Source organism: Microbacterium sp. SZ1 (genome assembly GCF_002362255.1).
Taxonomy (GTDB): Bacteria; Actinomycetota; Actinomycetes; order Actinomycetales; family Microbacteriaceae; genus Microbacterium.
This window is the reverse complement of record NZ_LPVV01000034.1, coordinates 59,242-84,236: the sequence shown is the minus strand read 5'-3', so window position 1 is coordinate 84,236 and position 24,995 is coordinate 59,242. Positions and strand designations below refer to the sequence as shown.

Annotated in this window: 21 protein-coding genes; 13 read left to right on the top strand and 8 right to left on the bottom strand. The window is 70.6% G+C overall.

Annotated features, from left to right (window positions below):
* Positions 1–37: 37 nt before the first annotated feature.
* Complete coding sequence (locus AUC47_RS11195) at positions 38–901, bottom strand: Fpg/Nei family DNA glycosylase (protein ID WP_096715268.1); 864 nt, start codon at positions 899–901, stop codon at positions 38–40.
* A 48-nt stretch (positions 902–949) separates the two neighbouring features.
* Complete coding sequence (locus AUC47_RS11190) at positions 950–1,516, bottom strand: GNAT family N-acetyltransferase (RefSeq protein ID WP_096715267.1); 567 nt, start codon at positions 1,514–1,516, stop codon at positions 950–952.
* Positions 1,517–1,697: 181 nt separating this feature from the next.
* Here AUC47_RS11190 and mfd point away from each other — a divergent pair, with 181 nt between their 5' ends.
* Positions 1,698–5,261 carry a transcription-repair coupling factor gene (gene mfd, locus AUC47_RS11185; protein WP_096715266.1) on the top strand — a complete coding sequence of 1,188 codons (3,564 nt, stop codon included), beginning with the start codon at positions 1,698–1,700 and terminating at the stop codon, positions 5,259–5,261.
* A gap of 131 nt (positions 5,262–5,392) precedes the next feature.
* On the opposite strand, the gene AUC47_RS11180 is transcribed toward mfd, so the two are convergent.
* Positions 5,393–6,094 (bottom strand): SDR family oxidoreductase, encoded by a 702-nt coding sequence (locus AUC47_RS11180; RefSeq protein ID WP_256999544.1) that lies wholly within the window; start codon positions 6,092–6,094, stop codon positions 5,393–5,395.
* A gap of 21 nt (positions 6,095–6,115) precedes the next feature.
* Positions 6,116–6,274, bottom strand: coding sequence for a hypothetical protein (locus AUC47_RS16945; protein WP_256999543.1), 159 nt, complete (start codon positions 6,272–6,274; stop codon positions 6,116–6,118).
* Positions 6,275–6,447: 173 nt separating this feature from the next.
* On the opposite strand from AUC47_RS16945, the gene AUC47_RS16780 reads away from it, so the two are divergent.
* The 4 genes from AUC47_RS16780 (at position 6,448) to AUC47_RS11165 (ending at position 11,773) form a co-directional block, all read left to right on the top strand.
* Positions 6,448–6,609: a hypothetical protein gene (locus tag AUC47_RS16780; protein WP_179297595.1), complete on the top strand. Its 162-nt coding sequence runs from the start codon at positions 6,448–6,450 to the stop codon at positions 6,607–6,609.
* Between the two features lie 39 nt (positions 6,610–6,648).
* On the top strand, positions 6,649–7,269 hold the full coding sequence (locus AUC47_RS11175) for a gamma carbonic anhydrase family protein (RefSeq protein WP_096715265.1): 621 nt from the start codon (positions 6,649–6,651) through the stop codon (positions 7,267–7,269).
* Complete coding sequence (locus AUC47_RS11170; RefSeq protein WP_096715264.1) at positions 7,266–10,193, top strand: aminotransferase; 2,928 nt, start codon at positions 7,266–7,268, stop codon at positions 10,191–10,193. Before AUC47_RS11175 ends, AUC47_RS11170 begins: the two co-directional genes overlap by 4 nt.
* A gap of 152 nt (positions 10,194–10,345) precedes the next feature.
* Positions 10,346–11,773 (top strand): APC family permease, encoded by a 1,428-nt coding sequence (locus AUC47_RS11165; protein WP_096715263.1) that lies wholly within the window; start codon positions 10,346–10,348, stop codon positions 11,771–11,773.
* A gap of 73 nt (positions 11,774–11,846) precedes the next feature.
* Here the strand turns inward: AUC47_RS11165 and gdhA are convergent, their stop codons facing one another.
* Both gdhA and AUC47_RS11155 read right to left on the bottom strand, forming a co-directional pair.
* Complete coding sequence (gene gdhA / locus AUC47_RS11160; RefSeq protein ID WP_373557861.1) at positions 11,847–13,172, bottom strand: NADP-specific glutamate dehydrogenase; 1,326 nt, start codon at positions 13,170–13,172, stop codon at positions 11,847–11,849.
* Between the two features lie 100 nt (positions 13,173–13,272).
* Positions 13,273–15,960 carry a phosphoenolpyruvate carboxylase gene (locus AUC47_RS11155; protein ID WP_256999542.1) on the bottom strand — a complete coding sequence of 896 codons (2,688 nt, stop codon included), beginning with the start codon at positions 15,958–15,960 and terminating at the stop codon, positions 13,273–13,275.
* A gap of 148 nt (positions 15,961–16,108) precedes the next feature.
* Between AUC47_RS11155 and AUC47_RS11150 the strand changes: the two genes are divergently transcribed.
* From AUC47_RS11150 to AUC47_RS11140, 3 genes are all read left to right on the top strand, one after another.
* Complete coding sequence (locus tag AUC47_RS11150) at positions 16,109–16,714, top strand: MazG family protein (RefSeq protein ID WP_256999553.1); 606 nt, start codon at positions 16,109–16,111, stop codon at positions 16,712–16,714.
* 63 nt (positions 16,715–16,777) lie between these two features.
* Positions 16,778–18,049, top strand: a complete 1,272-nt coding sequence (locus AUC47_RS11145) for a histidine--tRNA ligase (protein ID WP_218838222.1) — start codon at positions 16,778–16,780, stop codon at positions 18,047–18,049.
* 50 nt (positions 18,050–18,099) lie between these two features.
* Entirely contained in the window at positions 18,100–18,927 is an 828-nt protein-coding gene (locus tag AUC47_RS11140) for an SGNH/GDSL hydrolase family protein (RefSeq protein ID WP_096715260.1), read from the top strand.
* Here AUC47_RS11140 and AUC47_RS11135 read toward each other — a convergent pair.
* Together AUC47_RS11135 and AUC47_RS11130 are read right to left on the bottom strand one after the other, a co-directional pair.
* Complete coding sequence (locus AUC47_RS11135; RefSeq protein WP_373557860.1) at positions 18,893–20,110, bottom strand: APC family permease; 1,218 nt, start codon at positions 20,108–20,110, stop codon at positions 18,893–18,895. The two genes, AUC47_RS11140 and AUC47_RS11135, sit on opposite strands and share 35 nt — an antisense overlap.
* Positions 20,111–20,205: 95 nt before the next feature.
* Positions 20,206–20,676, bottom strand: coding sequence for a DUF4442 domain-containing protein (locus AUC47_RS11130; protein ID WP_096715258.1), 471 nt, complete (start codon positions 20,674–20,676; stop codon positions 20,206–20,208).
* A gap of 106 nt (positions 20,677–20,782) precedes the next feature.
* On the opposite strand from AUC47_RS11130, the gene AUC47_RS11125 reads away from it, so the two are divergent.
* From AUC47_RS11125 to AUC47_RS11105, 5 genes are all read left to right on the top strand, one after another.
* A complete protein-coding gene (locus AUC47_RS11125; protein WP_096715257.1) occupies positions 20,783–21,217 on the top strand; it encodes a GntR family transcriptional regulator in 435 nt (144 codons plus the stop codon).
* Positions 21,214–22,260, top strand: a complete 1,047-nt coding sequence (locus AUC47_RS16560) for a DUF1648 domain-containing protein (RefSeq protein ID WP_179297593.1) — start codon at positions 21,214–21,216, stop codon at positions 22,258–22,260. Before AUC47_RS11125 ends, AUC47_RS16560 begins: the two co-directional genes overlap by 4 nt.
* A gap of 32 nt (positions 22,261–22,292) precedes the next feature.
* Entirely contained in the window at positions 22,293–22,952 is a 660-nt protein-coding gene (locus AUC47_RS11115) for an O-methyltransferase (protein ID WP_096715256.1), read from the top strand.
* A 98-nt stretch (positions 22,953–23,050) separates the two neighbouring features.
* Positions 23,051–24,331, top strand: a complete 1,281-nt coding sequence (eno, locus tag AUC47_RS11110; protein WP_096715255.1) for a phosphopyruvate hydratase — start codon at positions 23,051–23,053, stop codon at positions 24,329–24,331.
* Positions 24,332–24,386: 55 nt separating this feature from the next.
* Entirely contained in the window at positions 24,387–24,947 is a 561-nt protein-coding gene (locus tag AUC47_RS11105) for an FtsB family cell division protein (RefSeq protein WP_179297592.1), read from the top strand.
* Positions 24,948–24,995: the final 48 nt, after the last annotated feature.

The following is a 24,995-nucleotide window of genomic DNA, read 5'->3' as shown; positions in this document are numbered from 1 at the left end:
ACGTTTCATTCCCCGTAATACGGGGTGAGGGAGAACGTCACTTCAGCAGGCGCGAGAGGCGGCGATCGGCGAGGATCTTGCCGCCGGTCTGGCACGTCGGGCAGTACTCCAGCGAGCGGTCGGCGAAGAACACGCTCCGCACGGTGTCCCCGCAGACGGGGCAGGCCTCGCCACGACGGGCGTGCACCTGCATCCCCCTCCGCTTCGCATCTTTGAGATCGGCCGGAGGCTTGCCCGACGCCTGCGCCACGGCATCCGTCAGCGTGCTGTGCATCGCCGCGTAGAGCCGGTCGACCTCGTCTGCGGTGAGCTTGTCGGCGATCGCATACGGCGACATCTTCGCCGCGTGCAGGATCTCGTCGGAGTACGCGTTGCCGATCCCCGCGATCACCGCCTGGTCGCGGAGGAGACCCTTGATCTGCATCCGCCGCCCGGTGAGCACATCTCCGAACGCCTGGCGGGTGAACTCGGGGTCGAGCGGGTCGGGCCCCAGCCGCTCGATGCCCGGAACCTGTTCCGGGTCGCGCACGACGTAGACGGCCAGCGACTTCTTCGTCCCGGCCTCGGTGAGATCGAACCCGCTGTCGTCGTCGAACGCCACACGCAGGGCGATCGGAGACTTGCCCGGCTTGATGAGCGTCGTCGGCAGCATCTCGTACCACCGGAGCCAGCCGGCCTTCGCGAGGTGGAACACCAGATGCAGGTCGTCGCCCGCCGACAGCACCACGAACTTGCCCCGTCGTGTGACTGCCGTGATCTCGGCGCCGTGCAGCGCGGAGTTCGGCGGATCGTAGGTTTTGAGCGCGGCGATCGCCCCGATGCTCGTTCGCGTGATCGTTCGTCCCACCACGCGGTCGGCGAGGAAGGTCGTCAGGCCCTGTACTTCCGGCATCTCCGGCATGCGCCCATCCTGCCACCCGGGTCCGACACGGGGCCAGGACCGGGCGGGTCAATCCAGCACGGGCCAGCCCACGCGGGTGCGGTCGTCGGTGGAGAGCAGACCCGCGACCCAGCTGTCCTCTCGGCGGTCGCCGCTCGCGAAAGCCTGCCGGAGCAGCCCCTCGTACCGGAAGCCGAGACTACGGGCGGCCTTGGCTGAGGCGACGTTGCCCGCGACCGCGCGCCATTCGATCCGTGCGAGGCCGAGCTCCGTGAAGCCCCAGTCGATCACGGCCCTCGCCGCCTCGACGACATACCCGCGACCGCGGGCCGCCGCAGTCACCCAGAAGCCGAGCTCGGCGCGCCCACCCGCACGGTGCGCCGCGATATCGTGCAGGCCGATCATGCCGACCAGCGCGCCGTCGACTCGTAGCGCCCACACGGTCTCGCTGCCCTCGGCCCACCAGCCGCCCACCAGGCGCACGAACTCCTCGGCATCCGAACGCGCGTAGGGGCTGGGGACCGTGGTCCACCTCTGGATCTCCGGATCCTGGCACGCCTCGGTGATTGCGTCGACGTCGGAGGTGTCCGGCGCGCGGAGCACGAGGCGCTCGGTGGTGAGGGTGACCGGTTCCATCTCGAAAGCCTACTGATCGCCGAGCCACCCCCTTGTTCGCGAGCGGCCCCGCTATGGACGGTCACGAAGGGGGTGGGTCGTTCGCAAAGGGGCGGCTCGGGGGCGCGAGCGGCGAACGCGAGCCCCTCCGCATGCGCCGGGTTCGCGCCGCCATGTCCGGGGCCGCGGCTAGGCTTGTCTGGTGACTGTTCCGGGGATTCTGCGCGCCTTGGAAGAGGCGTCTCTGTACCGCGACGCCCTCCGCTGGGCGCAGACCGACGCCGACCTCGGACTGGTCGACGGGCTCGACGCGCCCGCGCTCGCCGGCCTTCTCGAGAAGCGCCGTGCGGGTGGGCAGCCCGCGTCGTTGCTCACCGTCGTCCCGACGGGGCGCCGGGCCGAGTCGCTCTCGCAGGCGCTCGCCGCGTACCTGCCCGAGGCCGAGGTCGTCACCTTTCCGGCGTGGGAGACCCTGCCGCATGAGCGCCTCAGTCCCAGTCCCGACACGGTCGGCCTGCGCTTGCGGACCCTTCGGCGGATTGCCGAGTGGTCGGGGGAGCGGCCGCTCGTCGTCGTGGCGTCGGTCCGCGCCGCTCTGCAGCCCATCGCCGGCAACCTCGGCGAGATCGTGCCGCTCGAGCTCTCCGTCGGCGCGCGCGGACACGAGCTCGACCACGTCGCGGAGCAGCTGGTCGAGCGCGCCTACTCCCGGGTCGACATGGTGTCGCGCCGCGGCGAGTTCGCGGTGCGCGGCGGCATCCTCGACGTCTTCCCGCCGACGTCGGAGCACCCCTTCCGCATCGAGTTCTTCGGCGACGAGATCGACCAGATCCGCGCGTTCTCGGTCGCCGACCAGCGCTCGCTCCCCGGCGATGTCGCGCTGGTCGATCTGCCGCCGAGCCGCGAGCTGCTGCTCACGCAGGACGTGCGCGACCGCGCGCGAGCACTGATCGGCGGGTTCCCCGCGATCGCCGGGATGCTCGAGAAGATGGCGGAGGGCATCCCCGTCGAGGGCATGGAGTCGCTGCTGCCGGCCGTGGCGGGCCCGCTGAAGTCGCTCGTCGAATACCTCCCCGAGGGCAGTGCCACCGCGGTGGTCGACCCCGAACGCTCCAGCGCCCGAGCGATCACGCTCGGCGAGACGAACCGCGAGTTCCTCGACGCGGCGTGGAGCGCCGCGACCTCCGGCGCCTCCGCGCCCATCGACCTCGGTGCGGGCGACTTCCTCACCATCGCCAGACTTCGAGAGATCGTGCGCGATCGCGGCGGCGTGTGGTGGCGCCTCAGCCCCTTCGCGATGGGGGGAGAGGATGCCGAGACGATCGACGCGGCCGTCATCCCCTCATTCCACGGCAACGTCGACGGCGCGATCTCGTTCGTCGAGGCGAAGGTGTCGGACGGCTGGCGCGTCGTCGTGATCGCGACCGGTCCCGGTCTCGTCGACCGGGCGCGCGACGTGCTGTCCGACCGAGGCATCGCGGCTCGCGTCGTCGAGGAGCTGACGGGTCTGCCCGACGCCGGCATCGCGACGCTCGTGACGGGAGCGGTCGAGGCGGGGTTCCAGATCAGCGACGCCAAGCTCGCCGTGCTCACCGACAACGAGTTCTACGGCCGAACGATCGGCGGCGACCAGCGCGTCGTGAAGAAGCTCGCCTCGCGGCGCAAGAACGTCGTCGATCCGCTGCAGCTCAAGCAGGGCGACTTCGTCGTGCACAACACGCACGGCATCGGCCGCTTCGTCGAGATGACCAAGCGCGAGGTGTCGACGGGTGGACGCAACGCGACGAAGTCGACGCGCGACTACCTCGTGCTCGAGTACGCGCCGTCGAAGCGCGGCTACCCGGGCGACAAGCTGTTCGTGCCGACCGATCAGCTCGACCTGCTGTCGAAGTACGTGGGCGGCGAGGCGCCGACCCTGTCGAAGATGGGCGGCAGCGACTGGGCGCAGGCGAAGGGCAAGGCGCGCAAGGCCGTGCGCGACATCGCCGTCGAGCTCGTCAAGCTCTACTCGGCGCGCATGAGCGCGAAGGGCCACGCGTTCGGCCCCGACACCCCGTGGCAGCGGGAGCTCGAAGAGGCCTTCCCGTTCGCCGAGACGAACGACCAGTTGCAGACGATCGACGAGATCAAGGCCGACATGGAGCGGCCCATCCCCATGGACCGCCTGCTCTCGGGCGATGTCGGCTTCGGCAAGACCGAGGTCGCCGTGCGCGCGGCGTTCAAGGCGATCCAGGACGGCAAGCAGGTCGCGATGCTCGTGCCGACCACCCTGCTCGTGAAGCAGCACCTGGAGACCTTCACCGAGCGGTTCGCCGGCTTCCCGGTCAAGGTGCGGCCGCTGTCGCGTTTCCAGACCGACAAGGAGGCGCGGCTGACGCTCGAAGGCCTGCTCGACGGCACGGTCGACATGGTCATCGGCACGCACCGCATCCTCACCGACCAGGTCATCTTCAAAGACCTCGGCCTGATGATCATCGACGAGGAGCAGCGGTTCGGCGTCGAGCACAAGGACGCGCTCAAGAAGATGAAGACCAACGTCGACATCCTCGCGATGAGCGCCACCCCGATCCCGCGCACGCTCGAGATGGCCGTGACCGGCATCCGCGAGATGTCGACTCTCGCGACGCCGCCGGAGGACCGGCATCCGATCCTCTCGTTCGTCGGACCACGCAGCGACAAGCAGATCGCCGCCGCCATCCGTCGCGAGATCCTTCGCGAGGGGCAGGTGTTCTTCGTGCACAACCGCGTGCAGTCGATCCAGCGGGTCGCCGCACAGCTCGCCGAGCTCGTGCCGGAGGCTCGCATCGCCGTCGCCCACGGGCAGATGGGCGAGCACCAGCTCGAACAGGTCGTCGACGACTTCTGGGAGCGCAAGTTCGACGTGCTCGTGTCGACGACGATCATCGAGACCGGTCTCGACATCTCGAACGCGAACACGATCATCATCGACCGCGCCGACAAGTACGGCCTGAGCCAGCTGCACCAGCTCCGAGGACGGGTCGGCCGCGGACGCGAGCGCGCCTACGCGTACTTCCTCTACGACGACATGAAGCCGCTCTCGGAGACGGCGGCCGACCGGCTGCAGACCATCGCCGTGAACAACGACCTCGGCTCCGGCATGCAGGTCGCCCTGAAAGACCTCGAGCTGCGCGGAGCGGGCAACATGCTGGGCGCCGAGCAGGCGGGGCACATCGCCGGCGTGGGCTTCGATCTCTATCTCCGCATGATCGGCGAGGCCGTCGCGACGTTCCGCGGCGACGAGGTCGAGAGCGGCCAGGAGCTGCGACTCGAGCTGCCGCTCGACGCCCGCATCCCGGAGTACTACATCGACAGCGAGCGCCTGCGCCTGGAGGCGTATCAGAAGCTCTCCGCCGCCTCGGCCGCGACCGCCAAGGACGACGCGATCGACCTCGTGATCGAGGAGCTCACCGATCGCTACGGCACCCCGCCGGAAGAGGTCGAGGGTCTGATCGCCGTCGCCCGCCTCCGGCGTCGGGCCGCCCGTGCCGGTCTCGCCGATGTCGTGGTCATGGGGTCGAACCTGCGCATCGCGCCCGCGCGCCTCGAGGACTCGATCAAGGTGCGCCTGCAGCGGCTGTACCCCAAGGCCAAGCTCGTCGCCGGCGGAGAGGCGCTCGTCGTGCCCATGCCGACCGTGCCTGCGGCCGTCGGCGTGGGCCTCGAGCCCCTGCCCGACGCCGAGCTGCTCGAGTGGGTAGGACAGCTGTTCACCGCGATCTTCCCGGAGCCCGTCAAGGCCGAGTGAGCGTGCCGGGCGTCGCCGGAAAACGGAGACGCCCGACGCGATGTGCGGTGTGTCGTCGACCGACGCGCTGCGCGGACGCCGATGCCTCTGCGTTTTCCCGTACACGTGAGGCGGGCGGCGCGACCACCGGGTCAAAGCGAGAAGCCTCCGTCCGAGGTGAGCACCTGACCGACGACCCACGACCCGTCGGGCGTGCACAGCCACCCGATCAGGCTCGCAGGGTCGGACGGCCGCCCCACCCGGCCGAACGGCTGTGCGCTGATCCACTCGGCGACGCCCGAGAGATCGCGGTCGGTCGTGTCCGGATCGAGGTACCCGGTGTTCACCGGTCCGGGATTCACGGTGTTCAGTACGATCCCGACGTCGAGCAGCTCCCGTGCTACGGAGCGGGTGATGCCGGCGAGCGCAGCCTTGCTCGTCGCGTAGCCGATCTCGCCCACCATCGCCCCGTGGCCCTGGCCCGAGGTCATCCAGATCACGTGGCCGGTCGGCGCCTCGAACGGGCCGAGATCGGCGACGCGATCTCCCGGTCGCGCGACGTCGGCCTCCGCGCCGCCCAGCTCGGACCGCCGCCGACGGGCGAGGCCCGCGGTCAGCAGCAACGATGCCCGGGCGTTCGTCTGCCAGTGCGCGTCGAGGCGCTCCGGCGTCATGTCGAAGATCGAGCCGTCCCCGCCGGTGAGGGCCTGGTTGCAGACGAGTATGTCGAGACGGCCGGTCAGGGCGGACGCCGCATCGAGCAGGGGATCGATGGTCGACGGATCCCGCAGATCGGCGTGGTGATCGCTCATCGCGGCATCCGGCGCGAGCGCGTCGGCGACCCCGTCCCGCACGGCGTCGAGATCGTCTCCGCCCTAGGGCTGGTCGAGGTCGTGCGGACGGTAGTGATGGATCACGACGTTCGCGCCGAGAGCGGCGAGTCGGGTGGCGGTCGCGAATCCGATGCCGCGCACGCGCGAGACGCCGGTCACGAGGGCGGTCCTGCCGCGCAGGGGAAGAGGGGATACGTGCATGAGGAGGCCTTTCGATCGGGAGTGCCGAGGCGCGCGGGAACGCAGCCGAACGGCGGGGAAGGGGATCGAGTCAGAGGCCAGCCATGTGCGCCAGCGTACCAGCGGCTCTAGCGGCGGGCGAGTCGCACGTCAACGGGGTGACCGACGGCGCGCGAGCGCAGGATGCTGGACGCATGTGGGCACTGCTGATCATCCTCCTCGTCCTGTGGGCCGGTCTCGCGGTCTTCGGCTTCGTCATCAAGGGGCTGCTGTGGCTGGCTGTCCTCGCCATCGTCCTGTTCCTCGCCACGGTCGTCATCGGGATCCTGCGGCGCAGTGCCGCGACGAAGAAATAGCCCTCTCGACGGCGACGCCCGCGGCACTACGCTGGCGACATGCTGTACGAGCACCTCGGGGCTCGGCCCCGGATCCACGACACGGCCGTCATCGCTCCCACCGCCGTCGTCTCCGGTGACGTCGAGATCGGACCGGGCTGTCAGATCCTCCACGGAGCCGTCATCACCGCCGAGGGCGGACCGATCGTGCTCGGCGAGCACGTGATCGTGATGGAGAACGCGCTCATCCGCGCCACCGCCGCCAACGCCGTGCACATCGGCCCGCACACCCTCGTCGGCACGCTCGCCAGCATCGCGGGCGCCACGGTGGGCGAAGAGGTCTTCTTCGCCTCCGGTGCGCGGATCTTCAACGGCGCGATCGTCGGCGACCGCTGCGAGGTGCGCGTGAACGCGATCGTGCACCGGCGGGCCGTCCTTCCCTCGGGCACGGTGGTGCCGATCGGCTGGGTCGCGGTCGGCGACCCCGTGCAGCTCCTCTCGCCGGACCGCGATGACGAGATCGCCGCCGCGCAGCCGGAACTCGACTTCCCCGGTCACGTATTCGGCGTCGACCGTGACACCCCCGACCTCATGGTCCAGCTCACAGAGCGCTATGGCGCCTCGCTGGCTCGGCACGCCCAGGACGTGCGTGTCGACGGCGCTGCGGCGGGTGAGGGGTGAGCGTCGGCGCCGGCCTTGTCCGCCCGGACGTCACGACGGAGGATGCTGAGGCGATCGCTCGCGAGTGCTACGGCGTCGAGGCGACGGCGACCGAGCTCGGCAGCAACCAGGACCGGAACTTCGTGCTGCACGAGGCCGACGGCGGGCGCAGCGTGCTGCGGGTCGACAACCCGGTGTTCGGAGACGAGGCGCGCGATGCCCAACATGCCGCGCTCGAGGCGTACCGCGCGGCGGGCGTGCGCGTGCCCGCCGTGCTCGCTGGAATCGACGGCCGGCTCACCCAGCGCTGGCGGGGGTTCGCCGTGCGGCGCAGCGAGTACGCGGAGGGCGAGCCGCTCGTCGACGCGGGCTACCTCGCTCCGGTCGTGCTCGCCGAGTTCGGCGCGCTCGCCGCGGCATCCGTCTCGGCGCTCGCCGACCTACGGCATCCGGGACTCGACCGCGAGCAGATGTGGGACATGCGCGTCGCGTACGACCAGGTCCGCGCCCTCGCCGGCGCGATCGACGACGACGGGCTGCGGCGGCGCGTGCTGTCGGCGGCGGACGAGGCGCAGGCCGCACTCGCCGTCGTGGCCTCCGACCTGCCGGTGCAGCCGATCCACGGCGACCTCACCGACGACAACGTGACAGGCATCCGCGGCGCAGACGCGCGACTCCACCCGCACGTCGTGCTCGACCTCGGCGACCTCGGACTCGGATGGCGGGTCGCGGAGCTCGCGGTGTGCGCCTCGTCGATGCTGCATCACGAGCCGGAGCGCCCCCTGCGGGTGCTCGACACGATCGCCGCCTTCCACGACCGGGTCCCGCTGCGAGGAGCAGAGGCGGAAGCGGTGTGGCCGCTCATCGTGCTGCGAGCGGCGCTTCTCGTCGCCAGCGGGTGGCGGCAGCTCGCGATCGACGGCGCCAACGACTACGCCCGCGACCGCGTGGCGGGAGAGCAGGCGATCTTCGACGCCGCGACGGCAGTGCCGCTCGCCGAAGCGGTCGAGCACGTCCTCGAGCGGGTGGGCATCGCGCCGCGAGTCGGCCCGCCGCAGCCGACCCACGGCATGCTCCCCGACCTCGCCGGCGCACTGGTCGTCGTCGACGCGGGCGTCGAATCGGCCGAGCTCGACGCCGGGCGCTGGATGGATGTCGATGTCGAGGCCTGTCTCGTCGCCGACGCACACGCTCGGGGCGCGGGAGTCGCGGTTCTCCCGTACGGCGCGTTCCGTCTCACCCGTGCCGCCATCGACTCCGCGAAGCCGGCAGCGACGTGGCCGGTAGAGACGGAGCTGCATCTCGCACCGGGGCGGGAGTCGCGCGTGGTCGCGCCGTGGGGCGGTGAGGTCCAGGAGATCGGTGCAGGACTCCGCCTCGTCGCGGACGACGGATGGGTGCTGGAAGTGCGAAGCACGGGACTGCGCCGGTGCGCCGGCCGGGAGGTGGGCGCGGGGGAGGAGATCGCGACCGTCGCCTCGACCGACGGCCCCGTCGTGCTCGTGATCGGAGTCCGACGGACGGACGCGCCGCGGCTCGATGCCCCCGTTGACGGGGCTGCCCTCGTCACGCCAGACCGCGTGCCCGCATGGCGGCGGCTCGCGGCGGATCCGGCCGTGCTCCTCGGCATCCCGTCGCTCGCGGAGCACGACGAGGCACAGGACGAATTGCGCCGTCGGGAGCGCATCTTCGCCTCGGCGCAGGAGCGGTACTACGAGCATCCGCCGCAGATCGAGCGCGGATGGCGTCATCACCTCATCGACACGACGGGTCGCACGTACGTCGACATGGTGAACAACGTCGCCGGGCTCGGTCACGCCCATCCGCTCGTGGCGGAGGCGGCCAGCCGCCAGCTGCGCACGCTCGCGACCAACTCGCGGTTCCTGTTCCGCGACCTCGCCGAGTACAGCGAGCGGCTCATCGCGCTCATGCCGCGGGGGAGCGCGCTCGACACGGTGCTGCTCGTCAACAGCGGATCGGAGGCGGTCGATCTGGCCATCCGCCTCGCGCAGGCGGCCACCGCGCGCCGAACGGTCGTCGCGCTCCGCGAGGCGTACCACGGCTGGACCATGGCGAGCGACGCGGTCACCACCAGCGCCTACGACAACCCGTTCGCCCTCGAGACGCGCCCCGACTGGGTGCACGTCGCCGACGTGCCGAATCGCTACCGAGGCACCTACCGCGGCGGCGACACCGCCGCCCGCTACCTGGCGGATCTCGACGCCGACCTCGACCGACTCGCCGCCGAGGGGCGGGATGCCGCAGCCTTCCTCTGCGAGTCCGTGCTCGGCAACGCGGGCGGGGTGCTGCTTCCCGAGGGATACCTGGCCGGCGCATACGAGCGCGTGCGCGCCCGAGGCGGTCTCTGCATCGCCGACGAGGTGCAGGTCGGGTTCGGACGCATGGGCTCGACCTTCTGGGGATTCGAGCAGTCCGGAGTCGTGCCCGATATCGTCACGATCGCGAAGCCCATGGGCAACGGGTTCCCGATCGGCGGCGTCATCACGTCGAAGCGGATCGCCGACGCGTTGAGCAGCCAGGGGCAGTTCTTCTCCTCTGCAGGGGGCAGCACGCTCAGCTGCCGGGTCGGCATCGCGGTGCTCGACGCGATGGAGGCGGACGGCCTCCAAGACAACGCACGCGTGATCGGCGATCGGCTGGCGACAGGGTTCCGCGAGCTCGCGCGACGGCATCCGCTCGTCGGGCCCGTGCACGGGGCGGGCCTCTACCTCGGCGTGGAGCTCGTGCGCGACAGGGAGACGATGGAGCCGGCGGATGCCGAGGCCGCGGCCATCTGCGAACGGATGCGCGAGCTCGGCGTCGTGGTCCTCACGACCTCGGAGCGATCGAACGTCCTGAAGGTGAAGCCGCCGCTCTGCCTGACGGCGGAGAGCGCCGATCATGTGCTCGCATCGCTCGATCGGGTGCTCTCGGAAGGCTGGTGAGCGCAGGCTTCGAATCCCTCCTTCTTGCGCCATGTTAAATGCGTATTTCGAACGAGATTCGCTCTTCCGCTGACGAATATCTCGGGTACATACTGATGCTCAGCGTCGGACGACCCGAAGTCCGGCCCCTGCGCTTCCCCTGAGGAGTACATATGGCAGAGAAGACGAAGCCGCTCGCGCACGGCGGGGGCACCCTCCGACGAAATCTCGGACTCTGGGCGATCGTCGGACTCGGGCTCGGCTACATGACGCCGACCGTGGTGTTCGACACCTTCGGGATGGTCGCCCGCGACACGAACGACGTCGTGCCCGCCGCCTACCTCGTCGCGCTGGTCGTGATGGTGTTCACGGCGATCAGCTACGGCAAGATCGCCAGCGCCATCCCGAGCGCCGGCTCCGCCTACACCTACGTGCGCGAGTCGATCCATCCGAACCTCGGCTTCATGGTCGGCTGGACCTCGCTGATCGACTACGTCCTGCTGCCGATGGTGAACTGCCTCATCATCAAGAGCTACCTCGAGGCGATGTTCCCCGACGTGCCCGCGTGGATCTGGGTCGTCCTGTACTGCATCGCCGTCACCAGCGTCATCTACATGACCATGCGCGGCACGTCGAACCTCAACATGATCCTGCTCGTCTTCTCGATCGTCGTCATGGTCGTGTTCGTGGCGCTCGTCGTCGCGCAGCTGATGCGCGGGGACGGAGCGGCGACGATCCTCTCGGTCGGCGCCTTCCTGCATGACGACGTGACACTCGGTGCGGTGCTGACCGGTGCGACCATCGTCTGCTTCTCGTTCATCGGCTTCGACGCGGTCACGATGTACGCCGAGGAGGCGAAGGACCCGAAGATCATGCCGAAGGCGATCCTCCTCACCGTCCTCATCGGCGGAGGGATCTTCCTGGTGGCCTCATACGTGTCGCAGCTGCGGTTCCCCGACTGGAACGAGTTCGCCCCCGGCGGTGACATGCAGTTCGTCGAGGACTCCACGCTGCCGATCATCGGCGAGCTCGTCGGCGGAAACGTGCTGATGGCCGTGCTCACGGCAGCCGGGTTCTGCGCCACTCTGGCGTCCGGTCTGGCGTCGCACGCCTCGGTGTCGCGCATGCTGCTGGTGATGGGCCGCAACAACGTGCTGCCGCAGCGAGCCTTCGGGTACATCAACCGCCGCACCCACACGCCGACGTTCAACATCGTGCTGGTGGGGGCGATCTCGCTGCTCGCGATCCCGTTCACGCTCGAGCTCATCGCCGCGTGGATCAACTACGGCGCCCTGATCGCCTTCACGTTCGTGAACATCTCCGTGATCGCATGGTTCGCGGTGCGCAAGGGCATGCGCCGCACGCCGCGGGAGATCTTCTCGCACATCGTGATGCCCGCGATCGGCACGCTGCTCACCGGCCTGCTCTGGGTCAACCTGCACCCCGACGCGCTGATCGGCGGCATCACCTGGACCGTGCTCGGCCTCATCTACCTCGCGGTCATCACGAAGGGCTTCCGCAAGAAGGTGGTGGCGTTCGACGAGAACCAGGCGGTGACCGGGTTCAACAAGGTCGTGAAGGTTCCGGTCGACGAGCGCTGACGGACGAGGATGCAGAAGAGCCGCGCACCCGGGAGGGGTGGGCGGCTCTTCTCACGTGCGACTGTGCGGCGCGTCAGATCACGCCCTGGGCGAGCATCGCGCCGGCCACGCGCTCGAAGCCGGCGATGTTGGCCCCGGCGACGTAGTCGCCCGGGACGTCGTAGCGCTCTGCGGCGTCGAACGCCGCGCGATGGATGTCGCCCATGATCTCGCGCAGCTTGTTCTCGCTCGCGTCGAAGCTCCAGCGCTGCCGGGAGGCGTTCTGGCTCATCTCGAGCGCCGAGGTGGCCACGCCGCCGGCGTTGGCGGCCTTGCCGGGTGCGAAGAGCACGCCCGCCGCCTGGAAGGCGTCGATCGCCGAGGGCACGCACGGCATGTTGGCGCCCTCGGAGACGGCGCGCACGCCGTTCGCGATCAGCGCCTGCGCGGCGTCGTGGTCGAGCTCGTTCTGCGTGGCCGAAGGAACCGCGATGTCGACGGGGACCTCCCACACGCTGCCGCCCTCGACGAAGCGCGCGCCGGGTCGCCGGTTCGCGTACTCGACGATGCGGGCTCGCTCGACCTCCTTGATCTGACGGAGCAGATCCACGTCGATCCCGGCGTCGTCCACCACGTACCCCGAGGAGTCGGATGCCGTGACGGCGGTCGCTCCGAGCTGAGCCGCCTTCTGGATCGCGTAGATCGCGACGTTGCCCGACCCCGAGACCGCGACGCGCTTGCCGTCGAGCGAGTCGCCGTGCACGGCGAGCATCTCCTGCGCGAAGAACACCGCGCCGTAACCGGTCGCCTCGGTGCGCACCTCGGCGCCGCCCCATCCGGTGCCCTTGCCGGTGAACATGCCCGACTCGTGGCGGTTGGTGATCTTGCGGTACTGGCCGAACAGGTAGCCGATCTCGCGGCCGCCGACGCCGATGTCACCGGCGGGGACGTCGGTGTGCTCGCCGAGGTGGCGGTACAGCTCGCTCATGAACGACTGGCAGAAGCGCATGATCTCGGCATCCGACCGGCCGTGCGGATCGAAGTCCGAGCCGCCCTTGCCGCCCCCGATGCCCTGACCGGTGAGCGCGTTCTTGAAGATCTGCTCGAAGCCCAGGAACTTGATGATCGACAGGTTCACCGAGGGGTGGAAGCGCAGTCCGCCCTTATACGGCCCGAGTACGGAGGAGAACTGGATGCGGTATCCGCGGTTGACCTGCAGCCTCCCGGAGTCGTCGACCCACGGCACCCGGAACAGGATCTGCCGTTCCGGCTCGACGAGACGCTCGACGATGCCGCCGTCGACGTATTCCGGATGCCGATCGAGCACGGGCGCGATCGAGGTCAGCACCTCGTGCACCGCCTGCTGGAACTCGGGTTCGTGGGCGCTGCGCGCGAGCACCGTGTCGAACACGGGCTGCACGGCGCCGGGGAGCGGGTGGAAGTCAGCGGAGGGTACAGCGAAAGAGGTCACGCGAGAGAGCTTTCTGATCGGAGCGACGGGGGCGCGGTGCTGCTCCGCATCACCCGGTGTTCTGCAGGCCCGCGGCCACGCCGCTCACGGAGAGCAGCAGCAGACGGCGCTGTTCCTCGTCGGACCCGGATCCCGCGGCCTCGGCCGGGTCGCGAAGAGCGCGGAGAGCGCGCAGCTGCAGCAGTGACAGCGCGTCGACGTAGGGCGTGCGCAGCTGCACCGCGCGCTGCAGGATCGGCTTGTTCTCGAGCAGACCGACGCCGCCCGTGAGGCGGATGACCCACTCGCGGGTGAGCGCCAGCTCGTCGAGCACGAGCTGCGCGAGGTCGTCGCGATCGCCGAGCGCGAGGTACTCCCGCGCGATGCGCTCGTCGGTCTTCGCGAGGCTCATCGCGACGTTGTCGATCATGGTGTGCAGCAGCGGCCACTCGCGGTAGGCCTCTGCCAGACGCTGCTCGTCGCCCACGGCGGCGAGGGCGGTGCCGAGTCCGAACCATCCCGCGAGGTTGATGCGGGCCTGGGTCCAGGCGAAGACCCACGGGATCGCCCGGAGGTCCTCGAGCGACTCGACCGACAGGCCGCGCCGGGCCGGCCGAGAGCCGAGCGCGAGCAGGCCGATCTCCTCCATCGGGGTCACGGTCGCGAACCACGGAGCGAAGCCGTCGGCCTTCACGAGCGAGAAGAACCGCTCCCGCGACGAGCGGTCCATGACCTCGGCGATGTCGGCGAACCGTCGGGCGGCATCGCTCGTGCGCTGCTCGACGGTGGGGGAGGACGCGAGCAGGGTCGCCGCGGCCACCTGGTCGATGTGCCGCATCGCGATCGCCGGCTCGCCGTACCGCGCGAAGATGACCTCGCCCTGTTCGGTGAGCTTGAAGCGGCCGTCGACCGAGTGCGGCGGCTGCGCGAGGATCGCGGAGTTCGCGGGGCCGCCACCGCGGCCGAGAGCACCGCCTCGACCGTGGAACAGCGTCAGCTCGATACCGGACTCCTTGGCCCAGAGAGCGATCTTCTCCTGCGCCTCGTACAGCGCGAGGTTGGCGGCGACCGGGCCGACGTCCTTCGACGAGTCCGAGTACCCGAGCATGACCTCGAGGCGGTTGCCGGTGGCCGCCATCCGCTCCCGGACCTCGGGGAACGTCACGGCCTTGGCGAGGATCGCGGGTGCGGCCTGCAGGTCGGCGAAGGTCTCGAACAGCGGCACCACGTCGAGCACCGGGGCGTCGTCGCCGAGCGCATGCCGGGCGAGCGTGTACACGTTCGCGAGGTCGGAGGCCGCCTGGGTGAACGACACGACGTAGCGGCCGGCGGCGCGCAGGCCCCGGTCGCGCTGGATGTCGGCGATCGCGCGGAAGACCTCGAGCACCTCCTCGGTCTGCGCACTGACGGGCTCGTCGCCCGACAGCTCGGCGAGGGCCTTCGCGTGCACCTGCGAGTGCTGGCGCACCTCGAGCTCGGTCAGGTGGAAGCCGTAGGTCTCGACCTGCCAGATCAGGTGCTGCACGCCGCCGAACGCGTGACGACGCGCACCGGCATCCGCCAGCGACGCCTGCACGGCGCGGAGATCGGCGAGGAGCTCCTCTGGCGCCCCGTAGCGCTCGTCGTCGCCGCGACGGGTGGCGCCGACGCGGTGCGCGAGGGCGAGCACGACCCGACGGTGCGGTTCGCCGGGCGAGCGCGCGGCGAGCTCGTCGGCGAGGCCGGGCTCGGTGGCCGCGAAGCGGTCCCACAGGGCGTTCACCCCGTCACTCGGCGGTGTGCCCTCGGCATCCAGCGTCAGCGTGCGGCCGATGCGCTCCAAGGCGCGCTCCAGTCCGCGCAGCACGTGATCGGAGGCGATCTGCGACGCCTCCCTGGTGACGGATGCCGTGACGAACGGGTTGCCGTCGCGGTCACCGCCGACCCACGATCCGACGCGCACGAAGGCCGGCACGACGGGCTCGCTCGCGCCGGAGTCGTCGCCGCGCAAGGCGTCGTCGATGCGGCGGTAGACGTGCGGCACCGTCGTGAACAGCGTCTCGTCGAACACGCTCATGACCGTGCGCACCTCGTCGGTGGGCGAGGGCTTCTGCGCCCGCAGCGGGGCCGTGCGCCACAGCGTCTCGATCTCCTCGAGCATGCGGCGGCGTGCCCGGTGCTGCTCCGCGCCGCTCTCGCTCGCGGCGTCGTGCTGCGTGAGCAGCTCGGAGAGGCGACGGATGCTCGACGACACCGCGCGGCGGCGGGCCTCGGTGGGGTGCGCGGTGAACACGGGGTGGAAGCGCAGACCCTGCAGGCGCCGACGGGCCTCGTCGTCGCCGACCTCGGACTTCAGTCGCGCGTACGCGGTCGCGACGGTGTCGGCTGCGTCCTCGCGCCCGGGCTGGCCGGCGCGCTCGCGCAGCACGCGCACGCGCTGGTGCTCCTCCGCGAGGTTGACGAGGTGGAAGTAGCACGTGAACGCCCTGGCGACCTCGTCGGCGCGCTCGATCGTGAACGACTCGGCGATCGCGGCGGCGCGTTCGAAGGCGTCGGACGTCTCCTCGTCGTACGCCTGGATCGTGGCGAGACGCAGACGCTCGACGTCGGCGAAGAGGTCGTCGCCTCCTGCTTCGCGCAGCACCTGTCCGAGGAGACCGCCGAGCATTCTCACATCGGAGCGCATCGCGTCCGGAATGCCGCGGCCCGCTTCGAATCGGCCGATGATGCGGATCGCCGAGGTGTCGGTGGGCTCGGGAAAACTCTGTGCGGGGGTCACGGTTCGAGAGTAGCCGGGTCGGGAGCGGTGCCCTGCACGCATGACGGCGCGAGACATGAGAGAGTCGATCCGAACCGAGGAGCAGCACCGAGGAGCAGCCGTGACCGAAGACTCCCAGACCGATCCGCTGCGGGCTGCAGCCGACACCATGCGTGCCGTCAGGGAGCGCTGCGTGTGGTCACAGCGCATCACGCATCGCGACCTCGTGCCCTACCTGATCGAGGAGTCGCACGAGGTGATCGAGGCCGTCGAGAGCGGCACGAGCGACGACCTGCGCGAAGAGCTCGGTGACCTGCTGTGGCAGGTGCTGTTCCACGCCGCCATCGCGGCGCAGGATCCGTACGACCCGTTCGACATCGACGATGTGGCCGAGACGCTCACCGAGAAGATGGTCAGGCGGCATCCGCATGTCTTCGCGGGCGAGATCGCGACCACGCCCGAAGAGGTGCTGGTGCACTGGAACGCGGCGAAGGCGGCCGAGAAGCGCACGAGGACCAGCGTGCTCGACGGAGTGCCGCGCGGGATGCCGGCGCTCGCTCTCGCCCAGAAGCTGGTCGGACGCGCAGCCGGTGTCGGAGTCGAGCCGGACGCGGCGGAGTCCGCGGCCGCGCCTTCGAGCGAAGCCGAACTCGGGGATGCCATGCTCTCCCTCGTGGCGCTCGCTCGCGAGCGGGGATGGGATGCCGAGCGCGCACTGCGCGAGCGTCTGCGCGGCCTCGAGGGCGAGGTGCGTGCCGCCGAGGCCGCTCGCTGACCGGAGGCACCGGGCGCGACCTGGGAAGATGGAGACGTGGCTACTGTGAACCCGCCGCGCGGCATGCGCGACATCCTTCCCGCCGACAAGGCCCGCCGCGAGCGCGTGCTCTCCGTGATCCGCGAGCGCTACCGCGCGCACGGCTTCGACGAGATCGAGACCCCCGCCCTCGAGGAGTACTCGCGCCTGCACGCCGGCATCGGCGGCGACAACGAGAAGCTCGCGTACAACGTGCTGCGCCGCGGCCTCGACGCCGATGCCATCAGGGCGGCCGCCGACGATCAGGGGGCGCTCGCCGACCTGGGACTCCGCTACGACCTCACGGTGCCGCTCGCGCGCTTCTACGCGAGCAATCGCGGACAGCTTCCCGGCGTGTTCCGCGCGATCCAGATCGGGCCGGTCTGGCGCGCCGAGCGTCCGCAGAAGGGGCGCTACCGCCAGTTCGTGCAGTGCGACATCGACATCATCGGCGACGACTCGTCGCGGGCCGAGGCGGAGCTCATGGTGGCGTCCCTCGACGCCGTGGACGCGCTGGGGCTCGAGGGGGCGACGGTGCGCATCAACGACCGTCGTGCGCTCGACTGGATGCTCGACAGCTTCGGCTTCACCACCGAGGAGCGCCCCGGGGTGCTCATCACGATCGACAAGCTCGACAAGATCGGCGTCGAGGGAGTGACTGCCGAGCTCCGCGAGCGCGGCGCCGCGGCATCCGCCGTCGATGCGTTCGAGGCGTTCCTGCAGCGGCCGCAGACCATGGAGTACAACCCGTTCGGCGAGAGGCAGATCCGCAAGGCGCTGCCCGACGGAGCGCCCGATGACATCGTCGCGCACCTCGTCGGCATCGGCGAGGCCGTGGCGGCGGGTCGGGCCTCGGCCGTCCCCTCATCCGAGCTCGCCGACATCCCGCTCGTCTTCGATCCGTTCCTCGTGCGGGGCATGGGCTACTACACGGGCACGATCTTCGAGCTCGCACATCCCTCGGTCGACTACTCCCTGGGCGGCGGTGGCCGCTACGACGGCATGATCGGACGGTTCCTCGGCCAGCAGGTCGCGGCGGTCGGCTTCTCGCTCGGATTCGAGCGCCTCGTCGACCTCGTCGCGGACGGAACGGGTGCCGCGGAGCGCGCCGTCGTGCTGATCCACGACACCGACGTCCCGGTCGGGGAGCTCGTCTCGCACAAGGCGGCCCTCATCGCGGCCGGCGCCCGCGTGCGCCTCGAACGGCGCACCAAGAACGTCAAGGCGCTGCTCGAGCGCTCGGCCGCCGACGGCTACACGGCGTTCGCGACCGTGAGCGCCGGAACGTCCGAGCTGGAGCTCAAGCCGCTCAGCTGACGGGGCCGCCCGTTCACGCGGCGTTCACGCCGGTCGGGTCGAATCGGAGCGTGAGCCGTTCATCCCTCGTCGCCGCAGCGGGGGTCGGGCTCGGACTCGGGGTCGCGACGGTATCGCTCGCCGCCGGCATCCGAGCCGTCCTGACGCGCCAGGCGGCTGTCGCACGCCGCCGGATCGGGAAACCGCTGGGCGAGGACTCGCTCGACGCCGATCGGGTGTGGCGGCGAAGGCTTGACGGTCGACCGCTCGAACTGCTCGTGCTTGGTGATTCGGTGGCGGCCGGTCTCGGCGCCCTCCGCCGCAAGGAGACGCTCGGTGGGCGGCTGGCGAAGGGACTCGCGCGTCGCACCGGGCGACCGGTCGATCTGCGCACGGGCGCGGTGGTCGGTGCCGAGTCCTCCGACCTCGCCGCCCAGCTCGACGGCCTGCCCGCCGACTACAGGCCGCACGTCGCCGTCATCATCGTGGGCGGCAACGACGTCACGCACCGCGTGCCGGTCGCGGTGTCGACGCAGCACCTGCGCGACGCGATCCTCCGCCTGCGCCGAGGCGGCGCGGAGGTCGTGGTCGGCACCTGCCCGGACCTCGGTGCGCTGCGCCCGGTGCCGCAACCGCTCCGGCGCCTGATCTCCAGTATGTCCCGGCGGCTGGCCGCTGCGCAGACCGAGGCCGCGCGGGCTGTGGGTGCCCGTCCCGTCGACCTCCGACGGGCCGTCGGGATGCTGTTCTTCGACGACCCCGACGCGATGTTCAGCATGGACCGCTTCCATCCGAGCCCGCTCGGCTACCGCCGCACGGCCGAGGCGCTTCTTCCCGACGTCCACCGTGCCGCGGAGGCGGCGCTCAGCGCCCGGCGCCGTCCGACGTCTCCGCGCTGATCCCGATCCGCAGCCTGATGGCGCGATACAGGATGCCGAGCAGCACCACGACCGTGCCGATCAGCGACGCCACGACCGGAAGCGTGTTCACGAGCAGCAGGCACCCCAGTGCCCCGACGACCTGCAGTGCGCGGGGGTACCGTCGCGCCGACCCCGTCTGCCGGAAGGCCGCGGCGTTCGCGATCAGGTAGTACAGCAGCACGCCGAACGACGAGAACCCGATGGTCTCGCGCAGGTCGCCGAGCAGCACGATGCCGATCACGACGATGCCCACGGCGATCTCCGCGCGGCGGGGGACGTGCCACCGGTCGTCGATGCGGGCGAGGACACGTGGCAGGTCGCTCTCCCGTGCCATGGCGAGGGTCGTGCGACCGATCCCGGTGAGGAGGGCGAGCAGCGCTCCGAGCGACGCGGCGGCTGCGGCGATCCGCACCACGGGACCGAGTGCGGACCACTCGGTCGCCGCGACGACCTCCGCGAGCGGAGCGCTGGTGGCCGCGGCATCCGCGCCGAGAGTGAGCGTGACCGCGATCCCGACCGCCGCGTACACGACGACGGCGCCGCCGAGGGCGAGCACGATCGCCCGGGGGATCGTTCGGGCGGGGTCCACCACCTCTTCGCCGAGCGTCGCGATGCGCGCGTACCCCGCGAACGCGAAGAACAGCAGTCCGGCGCCCTGCAGCACGCCGTAGGCGTTCGTGTCCGCCAGCGGTGCGGGGTCGCTGGTCGGGATCGACCCCGCACCGATGGCCACGACGACGGCCAGTCCGAGCAGAGAGCAGACCACGAGGATGCGGGTGAGCAGTGCCGTGCGCGTCACCCCGAAGCAGTTCACGGCGACGAGGGCGGCGACGGCGGCCGCCGCCACAGGTACCTGCCAGCCGGAGGGCGCGGCGTAGGCGGCGAAGGTCAGCGCCATAGCCGCGCAGCTCGCGATCTTGCCGATCACGAAGCTCCACCCGGCCACGAACCCCCACCAGGGTCCGATCTCCGCTCGAGCGTAGGCGTAGGTGCCGCCGGCGACGGGATGCGCGGCCGCCAACTGGGCCGAGGCGGTGGCGTTGCAGAAGGCGACGACGGCGGCGATACCGAGAGCGACGAGGATGCCGTTGCCGGCGACCCCGATCGCGGGGCCCCAGACCGAGAAGACGCCGGCGCCGACCATCGACCCCAGGCCGATCATGACGGCGTCGGTGAGGCTCAGGCGGCGGGCGAGGGGCACCGGTTCATCGTGTCACGGGCGGGTGAACGGGCGGTATCGCGGCGTGCCCGATCGTGTCAGCCGCGCGAGGCGGTGACCCGCTTCTTCTCGCGTACATACACCTCGCGCCGAACGCGCGCCACAGTGTCGCCGCCGCTGTCGGTGATCACGGTCTCGAACCACTCGAGCACTTTGGATCCGCCGGCGGCACGCACCCGCAGCTCGTCGGCCTTCTCGCGCGAGACATCGAACTCGGCCGTGAGCACGCCGCGGCCGGGCTTCACGAACTCGATCTCGCCGCGGGTGTCCCAGACGACGTAGTCGCGGCCGAGCTGATGCATCACGAGCATGAAGAAGTACGGATCGGTCATCGCCGACATCGATCCGCCGAATGCGGTCTTGACGTAGTTGCGGGTGAGGACGTTGACGTGCAGCTCGACGGTCGCGTGGGTCCAGTCCTGCGAGAACCGACGGACGCGGATGCCGCTGAACAGGTTCGGGGCCCAGAGGCTCATGCCGATCGCGAGACGGCGCGGGGTGATGCGCATGTCGTCAGTGTGCGGGAGGGGAGCGCGGCATCCGAACTCTTCTGGAGGTTGCCACAGTTGTTATATTTTCCATAGAATTACTAGAGAACGACGAGGAGGTGAGCGGATGCTGATCAGGGTCGACCCCGAGAGCCCCCGGCCGCTGTACGACCAGGTGGCGGCATCCATTCGCGCCGATCTGCTCGCGGGCGTCCTCGCACCCGGAGATCGACTGCCCGCTGCGCGCGACGTCGCGACGGCGCTGCGCATCAACCAGCACACGGTCCTTCACGCGTACCAGCGGCTCCGCGACGAGGGTCTGATCGATCTCCGCCGCGGGCGAGGAGCGGTCATCTCGACGGCAGCCGCGCCCCTCGCCGACCTCGCGCATGAGATCGACGACCTCGTGGCCCGAGCCGCGCAGATGGGGGTGTCCGCCGAGATCCTCGCCGGCATCATCCGTACCCACGCCGATGCCCGCCCCGGGCCGAGTACCGCGCGGACATCGACGCACAGCCACGACCCGGCAGCAACCCCCGATCCCGAGGAGGGACAGTCATGACGTCCACCGGCCCCCGGCCCCCATCCGCCACGTCGCTGAGGCGCGCGCGGCTGCTCTTCCTCCTCGTCGCGATCGTCGTGCCCGTCGTGGTCGTCGCCGTCGCCGCCGTCGTGCTCGTCGGCTGGCTCCCCGCCTTCTCCGAACCCGTCGCCACGCACTGGGGCATCGGCGGGGCCGACGGCTTCGGCCCGGCATCCACCTACCTCTGGCTGCTTCTGGGCATCGGGTTCGGCGTGCCGCTGCTCATGGCCGTGACGACCCTCGTGTCAGCGCGCGACCAGTGGGGTGCCGCCGCCCGGCTGATGGGCGCGCTCGCCGCCGGGATGTCGGCGTTCGCGGCGGCCATGAGCCTCGGCTCGCTGTGGATCCAGCGCGACCTCCCCCCGGGCGCGGAGGTGCCCGGTATCGGCGGAGTCATGGGACTCGCGCTGGCCGGCCTCGTCATCCTCGGCGGTCTCGCCTGGGTGATCCAGCCGCGCTACCGCACTCCCGACGGACGGGTCCTCGCGCCGCGGCAGGACGTGCGCGTCGGCGCCGGCGAGCGGGTGGTGTGGCTCGCGACCGCCGCCATGCCGCGCGGAATCCTCCTGCTGCTCGCTCTCGTGCTCGCCGGCATGGTCGCGCTCGCCGTGAGCTTGATCGCCAACGGGATCGCCGGCGGATGGATCGTCGCGGTCGTGGCGGTCGTCGTCGCGCTCGCAGTCGCTGCCACCGCCTCGTATCGCGTGAGCATCACGCCCGAGGGATTCGCTGCTCGATCGCTGCTCGGACGGCCGCGTGTCGACATCCCGCTCGACGAGGTCGCCGGCGCGCGCGCGATCGACGTCTCGCCCGTCGGGGAGTTCGGCGGGTGGGGCTGGCGGATCTCCGTCGACGGCCGCACGGGGATCGTGACGCGTCGCGGACCGGCGATCGAGGTATCCCGACGGGAGCGCAAGCCGTTCCTCGTCACGGTCGACGGAGCGGAGGAGGGTGCGGCGCTGCTGCAGACCTACGTCGACCGGGGAGCAGGGGCGACGGCACCCCCGGCCGTCGGCCCTTGACGCCCTCGTCCGCATCGCGGTTGGCTGAGGACATGCAATCCACGCCCTCCGCCTGGTCGGACGCCGACGCCTACCTCGCCGACCTCCTCGTCGGACACGACCCACACCTGGAGGCGGCTCTCGACGCCCAGCGCGAGGCCGGACTGCCCGAGATCGAGGTCGCGCCGGTCGGCGGAAAGCTGCTCAACCTGCTCGTGCGCATCAGCGGCGCCCGGCGGGTGCTCGAGATCGGCACGCTCGGCGGCTACTCCACGATCTGGATGGCGAGAGCCGTCGGGCCGGAGGGGCGGGTCGTCACGGTCGAGGCGGAGGCCGACAATGCCGCCATCGCGCGGACGAGCATCGATGCCGCCGGCGTCGGCGACCGCGTCGACATCCGTGTCGGGAGGGGCGAGGACGTGCTGCCCACGCTGGAGGGCGGCTTCGACCTCGTGTTCATCGACGCCGACAAGGAGTCGAACACGCTGTACCTCGACTGGGCCGCGAGGCTCGGGCATCCGGGCACCGTCGTCGTGCTCGACAACATCGGCCGAGACGGCGAGATCGTCCGCGACGACACCACCGACCCCAAGGTGATCGGCACGCGCGAGGGTCTGCAGATGCTGGGGGAGGACCCCCGCTTCGACGCCACCGCCCTGCAGACCGTGGGCGTCAAGGGGTGGGACGGCATCGCTCTCGCCGTCGTCGTCTGACGCGGACACGACCCCTGGGGCTGAGCGGACGGCGAGCTAGACTGGGCGCGGATCGACGACGCTCCACACATCTTCCTCTCTGAACAAGGAGCACATCAGTGGCACTGATCGAGGCTGTAGGCGCACGCGAGATTCTCGACTCGCGCGGAAACCCGACCGTCGAGGTGGAGGTGCTCCTCGACGACGGCGTCGTCCAGCGAGCCGCCGTCCCGTCCGGCGCATCCACCGGTGCCTTCGAGGCGTACGAGCTGCGTGACGGCGACAAGAGCCGCTACGGCGGCAAGGGTGTGCTCAAGGCCGTCGAGGCCGTCATCGACGAGCTCGGCCCGGCCCTCGAGGGCGTCGAGGCGAGCGAGCAGCGCATCGTCGACGAGATCCTCATCGAGACCGACGGCACGGACAACAAGCAGCGCACCGGCGCGAACGCGATCCTCGGCGTGAGCCTGGCCGTGGCGAAGGCCGCCGCCGACTCGGCCGACCTGCCGCTGTTCCGCTACCTCGGCGGGCCCAACGCGCACGTTCTGCCCGTGCCGCTCTTCAACGTCATCAACGGCGGCGAGCACGCCGACAACGGCATCGACATGCAGGAGTTCTTCCTCGCGCCGATCGGTGCCGAGACCTACTCCGAGTCGCTGCGCTGGGGCGTCGAGACCTACCACGTGCTGCGCAGCGAGCTGAAGGCCGCCGGCTATGCGACCGGCCTCGGTGACGAGGGAGGCTTCGCCCCCGACCTGCCCAGCAACCGTGAGGGCCTCGACTTCCTCGTGAAGGCGATCGAGAAGGCCGGCTTCACTCCGGGCACCGACATCGCACTCGGCCTCGACGTCGCCGCGACCGAGTTCTTCTCGGACGGCGTGTACCGCCTCGACAACAAGGACTGGACCGGCCCTGAGCTGATCGAGTACTACCAGGGCCTCGTGAAGGACTTCCCGATCGTCACGATCGAGGACGCCCTCGCCGAGGACGACTGGGACAACTGGAAGCTCCTCACCGACGCTCTGGGCTCGAAGGTGCAGCTCGTCGGCGACGACCTGTTCGTCACCAACCCGAGCCGCCTCGCCGACGGCATCGCGCGCGGCGTCGCCAACTCGCTGCTCGTCAAGGTGAACCAGATCGGCACCCTGACCGAGACGTTCGACGCCGTGAGCCTCGCGCAGCGCTCCGGCTACACCGCGATGCTGTCGCACCGCTCGGGCGAGACCGAGGACACCACGATCGCCGACCTCGTCGTCGCGACCAACGCGGGTCAGATCAAGGCTGGTGCGCCTGCTCGCAGCGAGCGCGTCGCGAAGTACAATCAGCTTCTGCGCATCGAGGAGGAGCTTGGCGACGCCGCGGTGTTCGCCGGTCGCTCCGCCTTCCCCCGCTACCAGGGCTGAGCGCAGCTGAAGACGATCCACCAGACCCCTGCGGTCTGAACCCGGAGGAGGAGCCGTGGCACGACGACCGGCTCCTCCTTCGGCGTCTGCGGGCACGTCGCGGGCCACTGCGCCGACCGCTCAGCGCGGCGGGCGCGCCTCGACACCCCGAGGAACCGCGGCGCCGCGCGGTGCCGGCGACCGGCGCGTCGACGTGCGCGAGTGGGCGTCCGGCATCCGATTGTCCGCCTTCTCCGTCATCATGCTGTCGCTCGTCGTGCTGGGCGCCTGGGTGCTCGTGCCGACGCTCGGCACCTACATCGACCAGCGCCAGAAGATCGGCGCGCTCGAGCACTCGATCCAGGTGTCGGAGGACGAGATCACGGCGCTGCAGAAGGAGCGCGAGCGCTGGAACGACCCGGCGTACATCACGACCCAGGCGCGCGAGCGCCTCTACTACGTGAAGCCCGGCGAGGTCGTCTACCTCATCGACAACGACCTCGACCCCGCCGCGCTGCCCCAGGAGCAGGGGCCGGTCAGCGACACGCTCGAGGAGAAGCCCTCGGACTGGATGCCGCAGCTGCTGCGCACGCTCACCTCGGCCGGTCTCAGCGACACCGCCGTCGTCGCGCGCTGACCGCGGTCGCGGTCCGCGCGGCTCCGAGCATCCTCCCCGACTGCTCCC